At 40.1% G+C, this 20,138-nt stretch carries 19 protein-coding genes and 1 tRNA gene; 7 read left to right on the top strand and 13 right to left on the bottom strand.

Annotated elements, in window-relative coordinates; genetic code table 11:
* Positions 1-37: 37 nt before the first annotated feature.
* The 3 genes from B3C94_RS06080 to B3C94_RS06070 form a co-directional block, all read right to left on the bottom strand.
* The gene (locus tag B3C94_RS06080; protein ID WP_414712643.1) at positions 38-793 is read right to left on the bottom strand and encodes a TPM domain-containing protein; all 756 of its coding nucleotides are present in this window, start codon (positions 791-793) and stop codon (positions 38-40) included.
* 212 nt (positions 794-1,005) lie between these two features.
* The gene (locus B3C94_RS06075; protein WP_293900544.1) at positions 1,006-1,434 is read right to left on the bottom strand and encodes a TPM domain-containing protein; all 429 of its coding nucleotides are present in this window, start codon (positions 1,432-1,434) and stop codon (positions 1,006-1,008) included.
* A 153-nt stretch (positions 1,435-1,587) separates the two neighbouring features.
* On the bottom strand, positions 1,588-2,166 hold the full coding sequence (locus B3C94_RS06070) for a LemA family protein (protein ID WP_046673163.1): 579 nt from the start codon (positions 2,164-2,166) through the stop codon (positions 1,588-1,590).
* A gap of 165 nt (positions 2,167-2,331) precedes the next feature.
* Between B3C94_RS06070 and B3C94_RS06065 the strand changes: the two genes are divergently transcribed.
* Together B3C94_RS06065 and B3C94_RS06060 are read left to right on the top strand one after the other, a co-directional pair.
* Positions 2,332-3,876: an NAD(P)/FAD-dependent oxidoreductase gene (locus tag B3C94_RS06065; RefSeq protein WP_293900541.1), complete on the top strand. Its 1,545-nt coding sequence runs from the start codon at positions 2,332-2,334 to the stop codon at positions 3,874-3,876.
* Between the two features lie 59 nt (positions 3,877-3,935).
* Positions 3,936-4,008, top strand: a tRNA-Gly gene (locus B3C94_RS06060).
* A gap of 47 nt (positions 4,009-4,055) precedes the next feature.
* Here the strand turns inward: B3C94_RS06060 and B3C94_RS06055 are convergent.
* From B3C94_RS06055 to sufB, 4 genes are all read right to left on the bottom strand, one after another.
* Complete coding sequence (locus tag B3C94_RS06055) at positions 4,056-5,279, bottom strand: MFS transporter (RefSeq protein ID WP_293900538.1); 1,224 nt, start codon at positions 5,277-5,279, stop codon at positions 4,056-4,058.
* A gap of 359 nt (positions 5,280-5,638) precedes the next feature.
* Positions 5,639-6,946, bottom strand: a complete 1,308-nt coding sequence (gene sufD / locus B3C94_RS06050) for a Fe-S cluster assembly protein SufD (RefSeq protein ID WP_293900535.1) — start codon at positions 6,944-6,946, stop codon at positions 5,639-5,641.
* A gap of 59 nt (positions 6,947-7,005) precedes the next feature.
* Positions 7,006-7,764, bottom strand: a complete 759-nt coding sequence (sufC, locus tag B3C94_RS06045; protein ID WP_104383566.1) for a Fe-S cluster assembly ATPase SufC — start codon at positions 7,762-7,764, stop codon at positions 7,006-7,008.
* Between the two features lie 59 nt (positions 7,765-7,823).
* Positions 7,824-9,275 carry a Fe-S cluster assembly protein SufB gene (gene sufB / locus B3C94_RS06040; protein ID WP_293900526.1) on the bottom strand — a complete coding sequence of 484 codons (1,452 nt, stop codon included), beginning with the start codon at positions 9,273-9,275 and terminating at the stop codon, positions 7,824-7,826.
* Between the two features lie 332 nt (positions 9,276-9,607).
* Between sufB and B3C94_RS06035 the strand changes: the two genes are divergently transcribed.
* Positions 9,608-10,078, top strand: a complete 471-nt coding sequence (locus B3C94_RS06035; RefSeq protein WP_046673117.1) for an Lrp/AsnC family transcriptional regulator — start codon at positions 9,608-9,610, stop codon at positions 10,076-10,078.
* A 149-nt stretch (positions 10,079-10,227) separates the two neighbouring features.
* On the opposite strand, the gene ung is transcribed toward B3C94_RS06035, so the two are convergent.
* Positions 10,228-10,902, bottom strand: a complete 675-nt coding sequence (gene ung / locus B3C94_RS06030; protein WP_293900523.1) for a uracil-DNA glycosylase — start codon at positions 10,900-10,902, stop codon at positions 10,228-10,230.
* A 199-nt stretch (positions 10,903-11,101) separates the two neighbouring features.
* Between ung and B3C94_RS06025 the strand changes: the two genes are divergently transcribed.
* Entirely contained in the window at positions 11,102-11,641 is a 540-nt protein-coding gene (locus B3C94_RS06025) for a DUF2892 domain-containing protein (protein ID WP_293900520.1), read from the top strand.
* A gap of 70 nt (positions 11,642-11,711) precedes the next feature.
* On the opposite strand, the gene B3C94_RS06020 is transcribed toward B3C94_RS06025, so the two are convergent.
* Both B3C94_RS06020 and B3C94_RS06015 read right to left on the bottom strand, forming a co-directional pair.
* Positions 11,712-12,176, bottom strand: a complete 465-nt coding sequence (locus tag B3C94_RS06020) for a hypothetical protein (RefSeq protein ID WP_293900517.1) — start codon at positions 12,174-12,176, stop codon at positions 11,712-11,714.
* 67 nt (positions 12,177-12,243) lie between these two features.
* Positions 12,244-12,726 carry a DUF4293 domain-containing protein gene (locus B3C94_RS06015; protein ID WP_293900514.1) on the bottom strand — a complete coding sequence of 161 codons (483 nt, stop codon included), beginning with the start codon at positions 12,724-12,726 and terminating at the stop codon, positions 12,244-12,246.
* Between the two features lie 187 nt (positions 12,727-12,913).
* Here B3C94_RS06015 and B3C94_RS06010 point away from each other — a divergent pair, with 187 nt between their 5' ends.
* Positions 12,914-13,435, top strand: coding sequence for a hypothetical protein (locus tag B3C94_RS06010; RefSeq protein ID WP_293900511.1), 522 nt, complete (start codon positions 12,914-12,916; stop codon positions 13,433-13,435).
* Here B3C94_RS06010 and B3C94_RS06005 read toward each other — a convergent pair whose 3' ends face one another.
* From B3C94_RS06005 to B3C94_RS05995, 3 genes are all read right to left on the bottom strand, one after another.
* Complete coding sequence (locus B3C94_RS06005; protein ID WP_293900508.1) at positions 13,436-15,199, bottom strand: ABC transporter ATP-binding protein; 1,764 nt, start codon at positions 15,197-15,199, stop codon at positions 13,436-13,438.
* 8 nt (positions 15,200-15,207) lie between these two features.
* Positions 15,208-15,963: a tRNA pseudouridine(38-40) synthase TruA gene (gene truA / locus B3C94_RS06000; RefSeq protein WP_293900505.1), complete on the bottom strand. Its 756-nt coding sequence runs from the start codon at positions 15,961-15,963 to the stop codon at positions 15,208-15,210.
* Between the two features lie 340 nt (positions 15,964-16,303).
* On the bottom strand, positions 16,304-17,605 hold the full coding sequence (locus B3C94_RS05995; RefSeq protein ID WP_293900502.1) for a UDP-N-acetylmuramoyl-tripeptide--D-alanyl-D-alanine ligase: 1,302 nt from the start codon (positions 17,603-17,605) through the stop codon (positions 16,304-16,306).
* A 456-nt stretch (positions 17,606-18,061) separates the two neighbouring features.
* On the opposite strand from B3C94_RS05995, the gene B3C94_RS05990 reads away from it, so the two are divergent.
* Positions 18,062-18,364 carry a pectinesterase family protein gene (locus B3C94_RS05990; protein ID WP_293900499.1) on the top strand — a complete coding sequence of 101 codons (303 nt, stop codon included), beginning with the start codon at positions 18,062-18,064 and terminating at the stop codon, positions 18,362-18,364.
* Positions 18,365-18,465: 101 nt separating this feature from the next.
* Positions 18,466-20,136 carry a glycoside hydrolase family 28 protein gene (locus tag B3C94_RS05985; RefSeq protein ID WP_293900496.1) on the top strand — a complete coding sequence of 557 codons (1,671 nt, stop codon included), beginning with the start codon at positions 18,466-18,468 and terminating at the stop codon, positions 20,134-20,136.
* Positions 20,137-20,138: the final 2 nt, after the last annotated feature.

The raw sequence follows: 20,138 nt of genomic DNA, 5'->3' as shown, positions 1-20,138 counted from the left end.
TTACTGTCGTCCTATTTAACATTATTTAGCAAAGTTGTTACCAACGTCCAGAAGCACCGCCACCGCCAAAATCGCCACCGCCGAAGCCACCAAATCCACCGCCAGAACCACCACCGAAGCCGCCGCCGCCACCTCGGCCGCCACCGCCACCAAGACCATTCAACAATGTCCACCAAAAGATATCAGAAGCACCACGGCCATTCATCACACGGCCGCCACCGCCACCACCTCGGCCGCCGCGATTGGAAAAAATAACAATCAAGACTATCACAATAATAATGACAAACATGACCGAACCGGATCCTTTTCCATTCGGTTGTTTTGGATCGGCTTTGTATTCGCCCTTTGTATAAGAAATTAAGGAATTAGTAGCATCGTCTACGCCTTTATAATAATCTCCCTGACGGAAGGCCGGTTTAATATCATTCTCAATAATGCGATAGGCTATGGCGTCGGGAACTGCTCCTTCTATACCATACCCTGTTTGAATAGTCACTGCACGATCTCCCAGGGCTACTAACAATAAAATACCGTTATTATACTTTTTATTACCAATACCCCACTTCTTCGCTAAACGGACCGCATAGTCGGAAATATCATAGCCCCCGGTAGAATTCATCATGACCACGGCAATTTGCGTCGACGCAGAATCCTCAAATGCAACTAGCTTCTGTTCCAACAATTGCTTTTGGCTTGCTGTCAAGGTATTTGTATAGTCATTGACAAGCTTATTTGACGTTTCTGGGAAATCTTGTCCTAATACTGTGGCTACGGACAGTATACAAAGCAACATAGCCATAGCAGGGATTCGAATCCGAGAAAATAATTTCAATATAAATTTCATCCTATTATTTTCTTTTATTCATTTTTTACGCGCCTTTAGCAGTCTAAACGCTGTTTCCGGCGACCGATGATTACCCGAGCTCGTGTTTTCATCAGTATTTTATCAATTAATCAGTGAAACAGTCAAAAGCAATCCAAGCTGTTTCTAGTTAGGCTTTCGCATTAACGGTCTCCAAAAACAATATCATTGGGAAGCTCATTAATATCATCATGTTCCCGTGGAAAGAATTTGGCCAGCTGTTTGCCGGCATGTTCGATCCCTTTGACCAAGCCCTCAACGATACGGTCTATCCTAAATTCGGCAACCATAAGATCTTTGGTACTATTCCAAAAATCACTTTCTACACGCTGATGAATACCTTTATCGCCAATAATAGAGAATTTATGATCTTCCAGCGCGATATAGATAAGAACGCCATTTTTTAATGCTGTCTTGTGCATTCCTAACTTAGCGAAATAATAGGTTGCACGATCGTGTACCTCGTCGGGACAGTGGTTTTCTATGACCACACGAATTTCACCAGACGTCTCATTTTCAGCCACATTAATGGCATGAACTATTTTCTCTTGTTCTTCAGAATTTAAAGCCATAGTTGATATACGTTTACACTCAAAGATCGGATCAGCAAAATTTACTCGGCATCCAAAATACCTGATGAATTAAAAACCCGATAAAAAAATGGATGATGAGCTTATACGCAAGCCGCATCATCCATCATCCCATTCATTGCTAACAAACTGCTATTAGAATGATACAGTTGGCGCTTTATCCGAACCTGGGGCCGCAGTAAATGTACCTTTTGCCTTAAATCCAAACATACCCGCCATTAAATTATTCGGGAAGCTACGTACAGTGGTATTATATTGCTGTACAGCTTCATTGTAAGATCTGCGTTCTGTTGAAATACGATTTTCAGTACCTTCCAACTGTGCTTGTAATTCCAAAAAGTTCTGATTTGCCTTCAAATCAGGATAAGCTTCAACCGAGGCCAAAAGACGACTCAATGAACCGCTGAATTCATCCTGAACTTTTTGAAACTTGGCAATATTCTCCTCAGACAAATCATCGGCATTAATCGTCACCGAAGTTGCTTTAGCTCTTGCCTCTACGACTGCCGTTAACGTGCTTTCTTCATGTTTTGCCGCTCCTTTTACAGTATTGACCAAATTTGGAACTAGATCTGCACGACGTTGATAAGCATTTTCAACTTGTGCCCATTTTCCTTTAACGTTCTCATCCTGTGAGACCATTGTATTGTAGCCACATGAGTTTAATGATACTAATGCAAACAAACCACATAGGGCGACCAAAAATCTTTTAATTTTCATTGTTCAAAGAATTAAATACTATTCAAATTATACGGTTACACTATCAAAGCATATACCAAGCTCTTACTAAGATAAGAATATTTTTATTTCCAAATCTCCAAATAACCAATATTCATTAACTTTGTCTCGGTTTTGGGATAAAAACCCAGCCCTCATACTATGCAAAAAGAAATTGAAATTGCAATACTTCCAGAAAGAATTGAGGACGATCAGTATATTCTACAGCAAGGGATCAAAGCCCTGAAAGTCCAACCTCGACAAGTCAAAGGTTATAAAATCCGTAAACGTTCCATTGATGCACGTAGTAAACAGGTTGTCTATCGAGCTCGGGTTATTTACTACATTGACGAACTGCCTGTTCCGGAAATCTACGAAAATAATTTTAAGTCCGTTAAAGACGGAAAACCTGTTATTATTATTGGCGCGGGCCCTGCCGGCCTATTTGCGGCTATCCGCTGTATTGAACGTGGGCTCAAACCAATTGTAATCGAACGCGGTAAAAAGGTCCAAGACCGTAGACGCGATCTAGCAAAGCTAAACCGGGAAGGCATCGTAAATCCCGAATCAAACTACTGTTTTGGTGAAGGCGGAGCCGGAACTTACTCCGATGGGAAACTATATACACGTTCTAATAAGAGAGGTGATGTAGACAAAGTGCTCAATCTTTTTGTCTCCCACGGTGCTACGACAGATATCCTGGTCAATGCACGACCACATATTGGCACAAATAAACTGCCACATATTATTGAAGCCATGCGTGAGAGTGTCCTTGAATTTGGGGGCGAATTCCATTTTGACCAACGTGTCGACGATATTTTAGAATCTTTCGGTCAAGTGCGCGGTGTCAAGTTAGCCAGCGGAGAAGAAATTAAGGCCGATCACGTCATCGTCGCAACAGGACACTCTGCACGGGACATGTTTGAACTTTTTCACCGTAATAACTGGCTGATCGAAGCCAAAGCCTTTGCTTTAGGTGTCCGCATCGAACATCCGCAGTCAATCATTGATCAGGCGCAATACCATTGCCAGGTAAGAAGCGAACATTTGCCGCCGGCATATTATAGTTTGGTTGAACAGGTTAATGACCGTGGGGTATTTTCATTCTGCATGTGCCCAGGTGGAGTTATTGCTCCCTGTGCAACAGATTTAGATGAAATCGTTGTCAACGGATGGTCCCCATCCAAACGAAATAATCCGCACGCCAATTCAGGCACCGTTATTCAGATTAACCTCGAGGACGTTGCCAACGCACATAAGGATCCATTTGCATTGCTTAATTTTCAGAAAGAGATCGAGCGAACGGCCTTTGCCGTAGGTGGCGGAAAACTCGTTGCTCCGGCGCAACGCATGGTCGACTTTGTCGAAGGACGTGTGTCTATGGATCTGCCGGAAAACTCGTACAAACCGGGAACGGCCTCTGCAGATCTCACCGAAGTACTACCTGCTTTTGTTCACGATGCATTACGCGGTGCATTGCCAATCTTTGGCAAAAAGATGAAAGGGTACTATACCAATGAAGCCATTTTAGTTGGTGTAGAGTCACGTACATCTTCACCGATTCGGATCCCTAGAAATAAAGAAGATTTACAACACCCTCAGGTCAAAGGACTTTACCCTTGTGGTGAAGGTGCAGGGTATGCTGGAGGTATCATTTCAGCGGCTATAGACGGTATTAATTGTGTCGATGCGATCAATTTAAGTTAACATTTTTTGCTTTTTCTCTTGCAGAATACGAATAAATGCCTTACTTTTGTAGCATCAACGCGAAAGTAGCTCAGTTGGTAGAGCACAACCTTGCCAAGGTTGGGGTCGCGAGTTCGAATCTCGTCTTTCGCTCAAAAAAAGCTTCCAAAATTTGGAAGCTTTTTCTTTTTAAATCAAGATCATGCTTTCTTTCTTTCCAGTGCCATAACGGACCCATTGAAAAAAGACAGCAATCCGACGAGTACCACAATAAATCCTGCTATAATAAAAGCTGTAGCAACACCGATAGCATCTGCAATAAACCCTGTAAAAAGAAGACCTATCATACTTGGTAAAATTGCTATGCTAAAATAGAGCGAAAATACCCGTCCCAACATCTCTGCAGACACTTGCTCCTGGATAATCGCCATAAAAGATGCCGAGAAAATAGACATTGAGACTCCACCGATTCCCGTCATAATAACAAATGGAATAAACCAACTTGAGGGAAACCAGCCGGATATCGCAAAGGTAACTCCCAAGGCAATATGCATGCTATTGACCAGTACGACTTTCGAAACAGATACCTTTGCCAGCCCCAAAAAGCTTCCGCCGACCAGCATCCCGACGCCCCAGATAATTTCAATCACACTCATTTCCCATTTCCCTCCTCCGTAATGACCGATTGTCAGCAAAGAAAACATAATGGCAACGGGCATAATACAAAATGTTGCTACCATAGCATATAAAAAGAGCATCCCCAGGCCTTTATTTTGATAAATAGCGTTCATCCCTTCTTTAAGTTCCTTTAAGACCACAGGGATGGAAGGCTTGTTACCAGATGTTGGCAGATGCGGAATCGTCACAAAAAACAAAGAAGCAATGGCCACAACAGCCCCCACAACGTCTAGGTACAAAACACGTGCGATGGGAAAATAAGTAATTGCCAAGGTACCCAAGGCCGGTCCCGCGATGCTGCTTACCGACTGGAGCATCTGGTTTATCCCCGATACCCGCAACAGCTTGTCCTCAGGCACCAAAAGCGGTGCGATAGCTTGCATTGCTGGTGTATGGAATGCTGATCCAATGGATCGGCAGGCCATCAATAAATAGATGAGAAACATATTGGTACCGTCACTTTTCAATACAAATGTCATTCCCAGTGTACAAAGTGCAATAAAACCGTCTGCAAAGATCATCACTTTCATTCTATTCCAGCGATCAATGAATACTCCCGCAAAAGGGCCAATAATTGCTTGGGGCAGTAAACCTGCAATAGCGGCAAAAGCCAATACCTCCGCAGATTTATGTGTCAAACTCAACCATATCATAATTGAAAAATTGACAGCAGAACTGGACAACAGGGAAATAAATTGTCCTATCCATATATAACTATAGGTACGAAACCAGTTATTCTTTTCCATGAAATTTTAATTAAATACAACCTGCAACTGGCTATGAACAACCAGCACATTATTATAAAGTTCGCAAAACAGCGCTATTCAATAAAAAGAATATAAACATGAAACCGAAGGTAATATAGAAAAATAAATACCCGATATCAGGAAAAACTCCTGTTATTTAAATAGACAAACTTGACTAGAAAAAAGCGAGCACGCTATAAAACCCAAGGTTTATAAGCGTAAGTTGTATATAGAGATTTGTACATCGTATTACAAACCTACAAAATATCCTGTGAATCCCTATTGTTGATGTAAAAAAATATGGCGTTTACCTCATCGATAAACGCCATATTTAAAAAGCTATATAATCCAATATGGATTTAATTTGTTCTTAGGCTTTCCTCTACAAGCTCTTCAACATATTTGCGAACAACTTCATTAGAGAAACGTGTAGTTACGTCAAATGCAAATGCGTGTACCAACAAGATACGGGCAGATTCTTCACCAATTCCTCTTGCTCTCAAATAAAATAGTGCTTCATTATCAAACTGACCGATGGTACATCCGTGGGAACATTTTACGTCATCCGCAAAAATCTCCAATTGCGGTTTGGTATAGACCGCCGAATTGTCCGACATCAACATATTATTGTTCTGTTGAAAAGCATTCGTTTTTTGAGCATCCTCGCGCACAAAGATTTTTCCATTGAAAACCGCAACGGACTTGTCCTGTGTAATATTTTTATACCATTCGTAAGACTCACAATGTGGCTTAAGGTGGTCTACGATGGTATGATTATCAACCAATTGATCAGCAGCCGTTAAGTTGATTCCATATAAATGGCTTTCCACATGCTCTGCATCCAGGCGAACATTGATATTGTTACGGATAAACGAAGCGCCAGGAAAATTACAGTTGTAATTATTGTAAAGGCTATATTTTTCTTGGTATACCTCTGTATGATTAAAGTAACGGCTTACAGATTCTGCGAGCTGCAAATAATAATGTTGTACTTTAGCGTTCTCTTTGACGATAATCTCAGAAACCTTATTGTGTACATTATTTGCGGTACCTTCTGCAGTGATAAAACTTTCGATCAATTCAAGTTCTGCATTTGGCTCGACAACAATCAAATTACGTGTTTGTGCAAAGAAATCCTCTTTCCCTGTAGCGACATGAATAATCTGTATTGGTTTATCAAGTACAACTCCCTTTTTCAAATGGATAAAAACACCATTGGTAAAAGCAGCCGTATTCAATGCGACCATAATATTGTCTGACTTATCCGCATATTTAGCAAAATGGGCCTCAAATGCCGGCTCTGAATCAGCTTCATCCATTGGAATAACCGACAGTCCCTTCACATTTTCTAATTCACTTACTGCTAATACATACTGACCATTCACCAAGATAATGCGGTAGGCATCCAACTGAGGAATTTCACCTGCACTAAAGTCTAAGCCTTCGATATCCACATCGACATCAAGCGCATAAGGCTTATTGATAATACTGTGGATGTTTGTATATTTCCATTCTTCATTCTTAACGGTGGGAAAGCCTGCTGCTTCGAAACGCTCGAATGCAAGTTGGCGGGCTTCCACGAAAAACGAAGGTTCGCCTGACACGCCTTGCTCTTTGAAAGCTCCCAACACTTGTTGAAGTAATGATTCTGAAACTAATGTACTCATGTTATTTTTTAATCAAATCGCCAAAATTCTCTTCTAATCCTATTTACTCAGATAAAAGATTAGGCGTTTTGTGTATCATATTCTTTTAACCAATCGTATCCTTTTTCTTCAAGCTCCAAAGCCAATTCTTTAGGTCCCGATTTCACGATACGGCCATTGTACAATACGTGAACAAAATCTGGAACGATATAATCCAACAAACGTTGGTAGTGTGTAATAACAATAAAAGCATTGTCTTTAGAACGTAATTCATTCACACCATTGGCAACGATACGAAGTGCATCGATATCCAAACCAGAATCTGTCTCATCCAAAATAGATAATTTCGGGTTCAACATCGCCAATTGAAAAATTTCGTTACGCTTTTTCTCACCACCGGAGAATCCTTCATTTAAGGAACGGTTCGCCAAATTAGCTGAAAACTCAACTAATTTTTGCTTGTCTTTCACCATCTGTAAAAATTCCTTCGCTTCCATTGGCGGAAGGCCTTTATACTCACGAATATCATTTACAGCTGTTTTCAAGAAATTGATATTCGATACGCCCGGAATCTCAACAGGATATTGAAAAGCCAAAAACAGCCCTTCACGTGCGCGGTCCTCAGGGGAAAGATCCAATAAATCTACACCGTCCAATAATGCAGAACCTTCACTTACTTCATATGATTCACGTCCTGCCAATACATTACCTAATGTACTTTTACCAGCACCATTCGGTCCCATAATCGCATGAACTTCTCCAGCTTTTACTTCTAGGTTTAACCCTTTTAATATTTGTTTGTCTTCTACAGACGCATGTAAATTTTTAATGCTTAACATTTTATTCGTATTGAGTATGGTGTAATGTAGCGTCTGCTACATTCCCAATGATTTTTTATCTATCCTACTGAACCTTCTAATGAAATTGCCAATAATTTTTGAGCTTCTACTGCAAACTCCATTGGCAATTGATTTAATACTTCTTTTGCATAACCGTTGACAATTAAACCAACAGCTTTCTCAGAATCTATACCACGTTGATTCAAATAGAACACTTGGTCCTCACCGATTTTGGAAGTAGTCGCCTCATGCTCTAATTTGGCCGTCTTATTTCTATTTTCGATATAAGGGAATGTATGTGCCCCACATTTATCACCGATCAATAAGGAGTCACATTGCGTAAAGTTACGTGAGTTGTCGGCATTTGGACCGATTTTCACTAAACCTCTATAACTGTTATGGCTCTTACCAGCAGAGATACCTTTAGAAATAATTTTAGATTTCGTGTTTTTACCCAAATGCACCATCTTAGTTCCTGTATCAGCTACCTGATGATTACGCGTCATGGCTACAGAATAAAACTCGCCAATAGAGTTATCACCCTTTAAAATCACACCCGGGTATTTCCATGTAATTGCAGAGCCCGTTTCTACTTGGGTCCAGGAGATTTTACTGTTATCGCCCTTACAGATTCCACGCTTCGTTACAAAGTTATATATCCCACCTTTCCCATCTTTATCACCAGGGTACCAGTTTTGAACGGTAGAATATTTAATATCAGCATCGCGTTCAGCAATCAATTCAACCACTGCAGCATGCAGCTGGTTTTCATCACGCATAGGTGCAGTACATCCCTCCAAATAAGAAACATAAGCCCCCTCATCCGCAATGATCAACGTGCGTTCGAATTGCCCTGTATTCTGTGCATTGATACGGAAATAGGTAGACAATTCCATTGGACATCTAACGCCTTTTGGAACGTAAACAAAGGATCCATCCGAAAACACTGCAGAATTTAATGCTGCATAAATGTTATCTGTCTGCGGAACCACTGTGCCCAAATATTTTTTCACCAGGTCAGGATGCTCTTGCACAGCCTCACCAAATGAACAGAAAATAACTCCTTGCTCTTTTAATTTCTCACGAAACGTTGTTTTTACAGATACCGAATCGAAGACAGCATCTACAGCCACAACTCCCGCCAATATTTTTTGCTCATCCAAAGGAATCCCCAATTTTTCAAAGGTAGCAATCAACTCCGGGTCAACCTCATCCATCGAATTAAGCTGTGGTTTTGCTTTTGGGGCTGCATAGTAAGAAATCTCTTGAAAATCAATTTCAGGAGCCTTAAAATTTTGCCAAGTAGGCATTCTCAACGTCAAGAAATGACGAAAAGCTTTCAATCTCCATTCCAATAGCCATTCAGGTTCATTCTTTTTGGCCGAAATAAAACGAACCGTATCCTCAGTAAGGCCTTTGGCTGCAATTTCCATTTCGATATCTGTCGTGAACCCGTATTTATATTCTTCGAGCTCCAGCTCTTTTAACAAATCGTCGTCTTTAGTACTCATATTGCGCTCTCACGGTTTAACTAATTTGGGAGGGCTTTACCTCCGCTACTATCGAACTGCAAAGTTACAATTTCAAAGCCAATAAAACAGCATTTTATATAGCCTTACGAAGCTATTTTTAATAAAAAAATGACATTTATCACTCCATTTCATTAAAATGAGCACATTTCAATCGATTATGACAGTCAAATGATTTTAAATCGATTAAATTTATAATAAAGCTCATTCAATATAAACAAAATCTATTAATCATCAATAATTTTGTATATTTTTAAATTTCCAAATATAATTTTGTATATTTACAAATACTATTGATTATTAAGACTTAAGATATGCCCTTTGCACCGGACAAAACAGATTTAAAAATTCTTAAACTATTACAAGAGAATGGTCGTATAACTAATTTGCAGCTTGCATCTAGCATCGGACTATCTCCCGCACCGACTTTAGAACGTGTGCGTAAACTGGAAAACTCAGGCTTTATAAAAAGTTACCATGCTTTTGTTGACGAGGAAAAACTGGGTCTTGGAATCAAATCATTCATCCAAATCTCACTTGACTTCCATACACATAATGCAATCCCTGAGTTTGTCGCAGCCGTAAAAATGATACCTGAGGTAACCGAGTGCCATCACGTAACTGGAAATTGCGATTTCATCCTCAAAGTTTATGTAAAAGACATCAAAGCTTATGAAGGTGTTATCATGGAAAAAATCTCCAAAATACCTTTTGTGAAGACTTTCCAAACCATGATGATTATGTCAACAAGCAAAAAAGAGCCTATTATTCCATTAGAATACTAAGCGCGAAAATAGGCCGAATTAAAAACATCACTTTTTACCAGGATCTTACTTTGGAGCATCCTCGTTCAAGGAGAAAATCTCTGGTAATGATGTTTTACCTAGAACCACCGCCCCGACTCTACTCTAAGTTAAAATAAGTCATCACGAGCTCAGACCAAACGCCAATCGATTGGGGTTTTATCATGAGCTATTAAGTATTGGTTTGCACGTGAGAAATGCTTACTACCAAAGAAACCACGATAGACAGACAGCGGCGAAGGATGCACTGCTGTTAAAATAAGATGTTTCTTTGCATCAATGAGCGCACTTTTCTTTTGCGCGTAACTTCCCCACAATAGAAACACCACGTGCTCGCAACGCTCCGAAATCGCATGAATAATGCTGTCCGTAAAAATCTCCCAACCTCTTTTCTGATGCGAACCTGCCAAATGCGCCCGTACAGTCAATGTTGCGTTTAGCAACAACACCCCCTGTTTGGCCCAGGAGGTCAAATCACCAGAACGCGGCTCGACAAACCCGGGGATATCGTCTTGTAACTCCTTAAAAATATTTTTCAAAGATGGTGGCAGTGCAATCCCTTCCGGCACAGAGAATGACAGACCGTGTGCCTGCCCATCATTGTGGTAAGGATCCTGCCCTAGGATGACTACTTTGACCTGATCCAACGGTGTCAGCTTAAAAGCGTTCATCACCAGATTTGCCGACGGAAACACTTTCGTCTGTTGTCGCTCTTCCTGTACAAAAGTAGACAGCTGTTTCATATAAGGCTGACCGAACAAAGGCTTTAACACAGGAGCCCAAGAATCATCGTATTGTTTTTCCATAATTCAAACATAGATAAAGTTGGGTATAAAGACAAAGTGTACAAAAAGAAAATTAGGAGAACCGCTCCCCTGCATAAGCACATCCAGCTTTCGGAAAAACACATTTTTACAAAATAAGCACTTGAACCTTTGCTTAAACGGTGAAATTAACGGATATTTGCAGAATCAAATTGAATACAAATATTTTAAACAAAGATTTATGTCAAATCTCGTTAGAATCATTATTTGCAGTGCATTGCTTATCGGAACAGTTGCCTTATTCTGGACTGGGAATTGGGGATGGGGAATCTTAGGTATCTTGATCACGATCTTAGGTTTTGTCACTGTATTTTTTCATGAATATATGCTGATTGCGCAATGGTATATGCGCAAACAAAATATGGCCGCAGCTGAAAAATGGCTGGGCAAAATCACGAACTACGAAAAGCAATTGATCCCACAGCAACACGGTTACTACAACATGCTGATCGGACTGATCGAATCGCAACGTGCTCCTATGCAATCTGAAAAATATTTCAAGAAAGCATTGGCATTGGGTTTACACATGGACCACAACATCGCTCTGGCAAAATTAAGCCTAGCAGGCGTAGCAATGGCAAAGCGCAATAAGCGGGAAGCGGAGAAACTTCTTCAAGAAGCAAAAAAAGCAGATAAGAATAAATTATTAGCTGATCAGATCAAAATGATGAAAGATCAGATGGGAATGATGGACAAACAACAGATCCGATATAATCGATAATAGCTATAAAGGAAAAAAAGGTCGTTGGAATTATCACCCAACGACCTTTTTTGTCTTAACCGCAACGTATTTATTTCTTTAATGGAATTGACACTTCCTGAAATTCACCCTCTTCCGCACTACTTTCGAATACAAGCTTAATCATCGCCGGCTTATCAGATTTCTTCCAATCCTTTACCACGACCTGTATATCGACTGGCTTATCTTCTTCTAGCAAATAGTGCAGATAATTCTGTTTATCTGCAAATTTAACCAAAACATTTCCCATCTGAATCGTTGAAAAAAAATGGGACTGTTTCTTCTGATCCAACACTTGTGTAGAGAAGGTATTCATTTTATATTCCCGAGGATCGGTACTATAAGATATAGCAAACAAATTGATCACCAATTCATTCTTAGGCTCATCTACGTGAAATTCCTTTACATCGAATTGAATATCGTCAACAACCAGCAATGAATCTGCCGACTGAGCCTTTACAAACCCACCGCCAAGGAAGAACATCAAGACAACAACATATCTAAAAAAAACGTTCATATCATATTATATTTAAAAAAGCCACGGTCTTCGTGGCTTTAACTATTATTGTATTATTATTTCAAAATTATGCCCGCAATCGATCGGCAGACCGGATCAACTTTTCATCTTTACGCACCCCACCTAGGGCTAATGCACAAAATATAATTGAAATTGGCAACAAAAAGAATCCTACGCCAATGTTTCCTGCACCCAAAAACTGTCCTACTGTTGTAAGATGTGTACTCGCAGAGGAATACAACCATATAGCAAACAAGATAATAGCGACAATTTCAACCCAAATAAGCAAAAGCTGAACCTTACGTTTTTTAAATTTGAATATCGTGAATATTGGGAGCCCTCCTAAAAGCACAGTCGCTACAGTTTGAAGAATATAACCAAATCCACCCTCGTGTACCGGCTGACCTGCAGCAACACTATATACGCCAGTCACTTTGACATTTTTCCCCAGGCCGACCAAATCGCTATAATTAACATAGGGAAATAGAAATAAGCCGAATATAACTAATCCTGCTATTAGCAAATAAACAGTTTGGATACGTTGAATCATAGTTTAATTTTTGTATACCAACAAACTTAGATAAATTGATCTTTATATGCAATATAATTGCGATCGAAAAATAATTCCCAAGCTCTTTAAATATCAAAACAATCAGACCCCTTATTTTGTTGCATTTTTTTACATCATATCAAAGAGCTTCTTTTCGGAAAGCTTTATCTTTGCGCAAAAAAATATCATGCTATACATATACGGTGCAACCGCGCACGCTAAAACAGCGGTAGATGTGGCAGAAGATTTAGCGATTGAAATTGGTGGCCTTATTGACAAATCGCTGTTAATTGAAGACGTTTTTGACTATGAGGTTCAACTTCATCACCAAATCAAAGATGCTGAAGAAGACTTTTTCGTAGCAGTCAAGAATCCAGGTCTTCGCGAACGGATCGTCTCGGAAAATGCAGATTGGAATTTCCAAACCCTCATTCACCCCAAAGCCTATGTATCAAAAAGAGCTGAGATTGGGGAGGGTACCATTATACTCCCCGGTGCTTCTATTGCTCCAGATGTACAAATAGGCAACCATTGCATTATAGCGGGGTCCGCGGTTATCGAAAGCAACACCATTATTGAAGATTTTGTCAATATTGGCCCAAATGTCTCTGTCGGTGCAAACGTCCTGGTGGGCCGGGGTTCCGAAATTAAAGCAAACACACGCATCGAAGACGAAGAAACTATCCCCAAGGAAAGTATTATCGCTTAATTAAATACCCGCAGAATGAAATTGCAGATCGTATAATTTTTTATAGTAGCCATCAAAAGACAATAGCTCCTGGTGGGTTCCGATTTCTTTTATTTCGCCTTTATCCAACACAATAATCTTGTCCGCCTTTTGAATGGTGGACAAGCGGTGGGCGATAACAATAGACGTTCTGCCCTTCATTAAATTATCGATCGCATGCTGGATCATCTCTTCTGTCTCGGTATCCACTGAAGAAGTCGCTTCATCCAAAATAAGGATTCTAGGATCGTGGACTAATGCACGTATAAAAGAAATCAATTGCGCCTGTCCTGCAGATAAGGTTGCTCCACGTTCTTTCACGTCATAATCATATCCACCAGGAAGCCGCATAATAAAATCGTGCGCACCCACTTCTTTTGCTGCTTCGATAACCTGTTCTCTAGATATTGCAGGATCACCTAAGGTAATATTATTGATGACACTATCCGAAAAGAGAAATACATCCTGTAACACGGTCGCGATTGTATTTCTTAAATAATCAAGATCATAATCCCGAATATTAACTCCATCCAATAAAATCTCTCCTTTATTGATTTCATAGAATCGACTTAGAATATTGATGGAAGAAGATTTTCCTGCTCCGGTAGCCCCGACCAAAGCCAAGGTTTCTCCTGGATTAACCTTAAAATTAACGTCTTTCAATACCCAGTTTTCCTCATTATAAGCAAACCAAACATCGCGAAATGCAATTTCTCCGTTGATATGTGCAGGTTTCAGCGTTCCCAAATTAGGCGTTTTTTCATCCGTATCTAAGACTTCAAAAATACGTTCTGCACTTACCATACCCATCTGAAGTGTATTGAATTTATCAATAAGTTCCCGAATCGGCCTAAAGATCATATTGATGTACATGATGAAGGCTACAACTACACCTGGAGATATCACATCGCCCATAATTTGTTTGGAACCAAACCATACCAATAATCCTAGCGCAATAGCCATGATAATTTCCAGGACAGGAAAAAAGATGGAAAAGTACCAATTAGTGCGAATGTGAGCATTCCGATGCTGGGCATTAATCTCCTTAAACTTATCCATTTCCTGCTTTTCACGCGCAAAATATTGGATAATACCGACACCGGTGATGTGCTCCTGTAAAAAGGTATTTAAATTAGAAACCCATTTCCTTACATCGATAAAAGCAGATTTCATCGCCTCTTTAAACACATAGGTTGCCGCCACCATCAAAGGCATAGGGATCAAAACAATTAATGTCAGCTTCCAGTCGGAGTAAAACATAACGACCAAAATAACAACCAATTGCAATAAATCGCCGATAATCTGTATTAACCCTTCAGAGAAAATGTTAGAAAGCGTCTCTAAATCAGAGATCGTGCGCGTAATCAACTTTCCTAGCGCCGTACGGTCAAAATATTTTAAACGTAGCTGGACGATGTGATTAAATACCTGAATCCGAATATCACGAATAACGGATTGCCCAAGGGTATTTGTCATTAAGGTATGATAATATCGGATTAAAGTCTGCAAGATGACCAAGGCCAACATAGCAATCAACATCAGGGACAATCCGTTGGTATCGAAATTTAGGATATAGTTATCTAATGTATGCTGAATAAGCATCGGTAGAGCGGGGGCCACAGCGGCCAGTAATATCGTTAGAACGACCGATATCCAAAATGCAGTATGATAGGGACGCATATAGCGGCTCATTCGCTTCAACAAATTGATATCGTAGGTTTTGCCTGTTATTTTATCTTGACTCACGTTAAATTCTATATATATGGATATGCCACTTCTGTTAAATACAACCCATGTGCTGGCACGGAAACACCCGCTTTGCCACGGTTTTTGCTTTGAATTACCTCATGCATAAACGATACCGGTTTGCCTTTCAATCCTATTTCCAGCGATGTGCCCACGATGGCGCGAACCATGTTGCGCAAGAAGCGATCGGCTGTGATGTGAAAGACCAAGTGTTGTTCGGTATCCCAGACCCACTCAGCTCTACGAATATCGCAAATATTTGTAAACACCTGAGTATGAGACTTACTAAAGCATTCAAAATCCTGCTTTCCTAATAAAAATTTTGCCGCTTCATTCATTTTTTCTACATCCGGACGATCTCGCATAAAACATGAATAGGGATATATGAAAGGATCTTTATGAAAATGAAGATGATATTCGTACGATCTTTGTATAGCATCAAAACGCGCATGTGCTTCGGCCTCAACTTCAATCAAACGTTTAACGGCCACATCAAAGGGCAATAAAGCATTAAGGGAATGAATAAAACGATCTGCTTTTTGCAATATACCCACAGGAGCCGCATCAAAATGTGCATACAATTGCTTCGCATGAACACCTGTATCTGTACGACCGGCCCCAGTTGTTTCAATGGGCTCCCGCAGCAAGATTTCCAGTGCTTTATTTAGCACTTCTTGCACCGAAATGGCGTTGTTCTGAATCTGCCAACCATGATAAGCCTGCCCAAAATAGGCTATTTCCAAAAAAAAACGTCTTTTATTCATTATACGTCACAAAGGTACGTTTTTCCAAATGAGCTTTATTTCCCGACGCTATGAATTTGCCAACTTTTGCCATTATTTAATCCTTACATGACAAAACTGCCTCCTGTAAGGATCCCTTTTTCTTGATTTTTTTGACGATTTATTCGGGAAATATAGCATCCAGTTTCTCACCAGCTACCGGACAGCTTCACACTAACTTCGACATGTGAGCAGGATAACTCAACAGTGAGTCCACGTTGAATCCGCCTTTTTAAATGCTTTCATTGAAGCCGCACCTCGGCAGCAAACTAGCTGGAACTCGAACGTCTACCCTAGCTGTCCATAAGATGGGCTTAAATAGTTAGAGCATTTCGACCAGATTTTCAAAAGCCATGCCCCGTGACGCTTTCAATAGGACTGTTGCATCCGTAATCGGTTTTTCCTGGAGCTTTTCCTTTGCTTCGGCAGTTGTCTCATAAAACTCTCCACCATCGTATTTATGGGAGAAAAACTCTTTCCCGACAAAAATCTTGCGATCAGCAGGAATAGACCTTACGTTTTCGACAATCTTTTTATGTTCTTCAAATGACTCTGCCCCCAGCTCAAACATATCCCCCAATACAATCGCTTTTTTAGCTGCTTCAATAATCCGAATATTATCCAATGCAGCAGCCATGCTTGTTGCATTTGCGTTATAATAATCACAAATTAAAGTATTGTAGGCTGTTTTCATAACCTGCGAGCGATTGTTGGTAGGCGTGTATCCTTCAATACCCCGATTGATCGCCGCGGAAGAAACGCCAAAATGCAGACCTACTGCAATTGCTGCAAGAAAGTTTTCGGTATTATAAGATCCTGTTAAGTGGGTATCGACAACATAAGATTCGTCTGCACCTTTCTTTTGCCATTCAATTTGTAAAAGGGGATTTGCCCTAAGAAGCTTTCCAATCACATCATTACTTTCCGAAAAACCATAAGTGACAAAATCAGTTATCCGACGAGCAGAAGCCATCTCTTTAAGGTGGGGATTATCAGCCTGCAAAAATAATATACCTTGATGATCTTGCAGCCAATCGTACAGTTCGCCTTTGGTTTTCTTCACTCCCTCAAAAGATCCAAAACCTTCTAGATGTGCTTTACCAACGTTAGAAATCAAGCCATGTGTCGGTTCAGCAATCCCACATAAAAAAGCAATTTCCTCCAAATGATTCGCCCCCATTTCGATTATTGCAAGCTCAATGGAATCATCGATTGCCAATAATGTTAAGGGAACACCAATATGATTATTGAGATTTCCTTTTGTTGCATATGCCTTGTACTTCTGTGACACAACGGCGTACAATAGTTCCTTCGTAGTCGTTTTCCCATTGGTCCCTGTTACCCCGACAATTGGAATATGCAGCTGATGCCTATGGTAATTTGCCAGTTGCTGCAGTGCTTTTAGCACATCGCCAACAAGAATATATGCTTCTCCTTTTTGATAAGCCTCTTCATCAATAACAACATATTTAGCCCCCATTTCGAGTGCTTTCTCAGCGAAAGCATTGCCATTGAAATTGGCTCCTTTTAGTGCAAAAAATATACTATCCTTTTCAATTTTACGTGTATCCGTCGTAATATTCGGATACTGTTTATAAATCTGATAGAGTGATTGGATATCCATGTTGAGAAATTTGTTGAACAAACTTAGAGAAATTGCTTTTTATATGCAATACAATTAATCCTCGTATAAACAATATGTGATTCTTCTGTGTTATAATCATCTTTTAAAATCAATTTAACTTAGCAGAATGCATTTCATTCTGAAGTATGTTCATTGCGCAAGGACATTTTTCTCGGTTGTTTTCCGGATCTTATTCGGATCTCATTCGTACTCGCTTCGGATTATCAATAAATATAACCAGACTCGAACCAAATCTTGAGCAATATATTACCAGGGATTGTCTGGTCATATATTGGTCAAAGATGGCACTGATCCTCTTCACGCCCGAGCGTGGTACGAACAAGGTACGAATCAGAAGCAAACGTTACCGATAACGTTTGCGCATTTATTTTGACGGATTTCCTTTAAGGAAGGCTTTAATATTGGTAATTTCATTGACCAATTAAACAATTTGGAATGCGGACGATCATACTTTCCTTTTTTTTAATTCCTTTCTTTCTTTTTGCTGCAGAAGTAAAGAGTTATGATTTTGTCGTGGCCAATTTTCCAAAACTTATTGCAAACAAAGGCTGGCACAACTGGGACAAAGATTCTAATGGGAAAACAGCTTATTTCGCAGAATATAAAAACAAAGGCGCAGGCTCAGTGTCACAAAATCGTGTCAAATGGAGTCTCCTATTGGCAGATCGAGAGACCGATAGCCTTAATTTTCAACGTGTATTCAAGGATTGGGCACCAAACCTTACATTTGATCGATAAATAATGACCGGTAACGATTGCATAAGTTTTTCATCCAAGTTAGGGGCAAAGAATGTACAATTGCTTTTACAAATAACCATTTTTAAACCAAAATGTAAAAAATGAATTCGTTTAAAAAGCACTATTCCCGTACATTGAAATCTGCTCTTGGATTGCTTCTCGTGCTACCACAGCTGTGTAAGGCCCAAGAGCCTGCTCGTCCTATCGTACAACAAGTCAATTTTAAGAAAGATACATTAAATATCGGCAATTATGGCGCTAAAGGTGACGGCCAATTTCTAAACACAACGACTATTAACCAAACGATACGTACATGTAGCGAGCGCGGAGGTGGCGTGGTATCGATCCCCGCAGGAATTTGGCTAACTGGTCCTATTGAAATGCAGAGCAATGTAAATTTACACCTAAAACGAGATGCTGTCCTGCTGTTTACCAAAGATTTTGATCAATACAAATTGGTTGAATCAAATTGGGAGGGCGAACCGGCATGGCGCAATCAAAATCCTATATCAGGTAAGAACCTAAATAATATTGCAATTACGGGCGAAGGTATTATCGACGGTAATGGAGGTGCCTGGCGGATGGTTAAAAAAAGTAAACTTACAACCTCTCAATGGAACAACCTTGTTGCATCCGGCGGCACGGTGGATACTGATAAGGAAGTCTGGTATCCTTCAGCAAGTTCACTTAAAGGTTCAAAAGAAAAGAAAGCGGGGATAATCCGCCCCGGTACGACGGTCGAAGACTTTAAAGATGTTAAAGATTTTTTACGACCCAATCTTTTGGTATTTACAAACTGTAAGAAAGTCTTGCTAGAAGGAGTTACGATTCAAAACTCTCCAGCCTGGAATATACATCCCCTATTATGTGAGGACCTGACATTACGTAAGGTATCTGTCCGCAACCCTTGGTATGGTCAGAATGGCGATGGTGTAGATGTTGAATCCTGTAAGAATGTACTTATAGAAGATTGTACATTTGATGTTGGTGATGATGGTATATGCATAAAGTCTGGTCGTGATAAAGCTGGTCGTGAGCGTGGCAAACCAACCGAAAATGTCATTGTTCGCAATAATGTTGTGTATCATGCACATGGTGGGTTTGTAATTGGGAGCGAAATGAGCGGTGGTGCCCGTAATATTTGGGTGGAAGACTGCTCGTTTATCGGGACTGATATCGGACTTCGCTTTAAAACGACAAGAGGTCGTGGAGGAGTGGTAGAAAACATCTTCATCAATAATATCAATATGGCTGATATCCCAGGCGAAGCGATTCTATTTGACATGTATTATGCGGCTGTAGATCCGGTCGCTTTAGCGGGAGAAAAGAGGCCTGCTGTAAAAACAGTTACACTTCCAGTTACGGAAGAAACACCGCAATTCAAAAACTTCTATATCAAAAATATCGTAGCGAAAGGAGCTTCAAAAGGAATTTTCTTACGTGGTCTCCCTGAAATGCATATTCAGCATATCTGGATAGAAAATGCAACATTGGAAGCAAATAAGGGTATAGAAATCATTGAAGCTTCTCAGGTTAATCTGAAAAATATAACATTAAAAACAACAGAAAATAATCCACTGATCGCCATCAACAATAGCACTGCGATAAATCTAGATAATATCCAAGCATTAGAAGCTCCTGAACTATATATCGAGGTCGCGGGTGAGAAAAGCAGTAATATCCGTCTATCAAAATCCAATACAAAAACAGCCAAAGTTGTCAGTCAATTTAAAGGGGCAATCACAAACAAATCCTTAACAATCAAAAATTAGGA

The sequence above is a fragment of the Sphingobacterium sp. UBA5670 genome (genome assembly GCF_002420705.1).
Taxonomy (GTDB): Bacteria; Bacteroidota; Bacteroidia; order Sphingobacteriales; family Sphingobacteriaceae; genus Sphingobacterium.
This window is presented reverse-complemented; position numbering and strand designations above follow the sequence as displayed.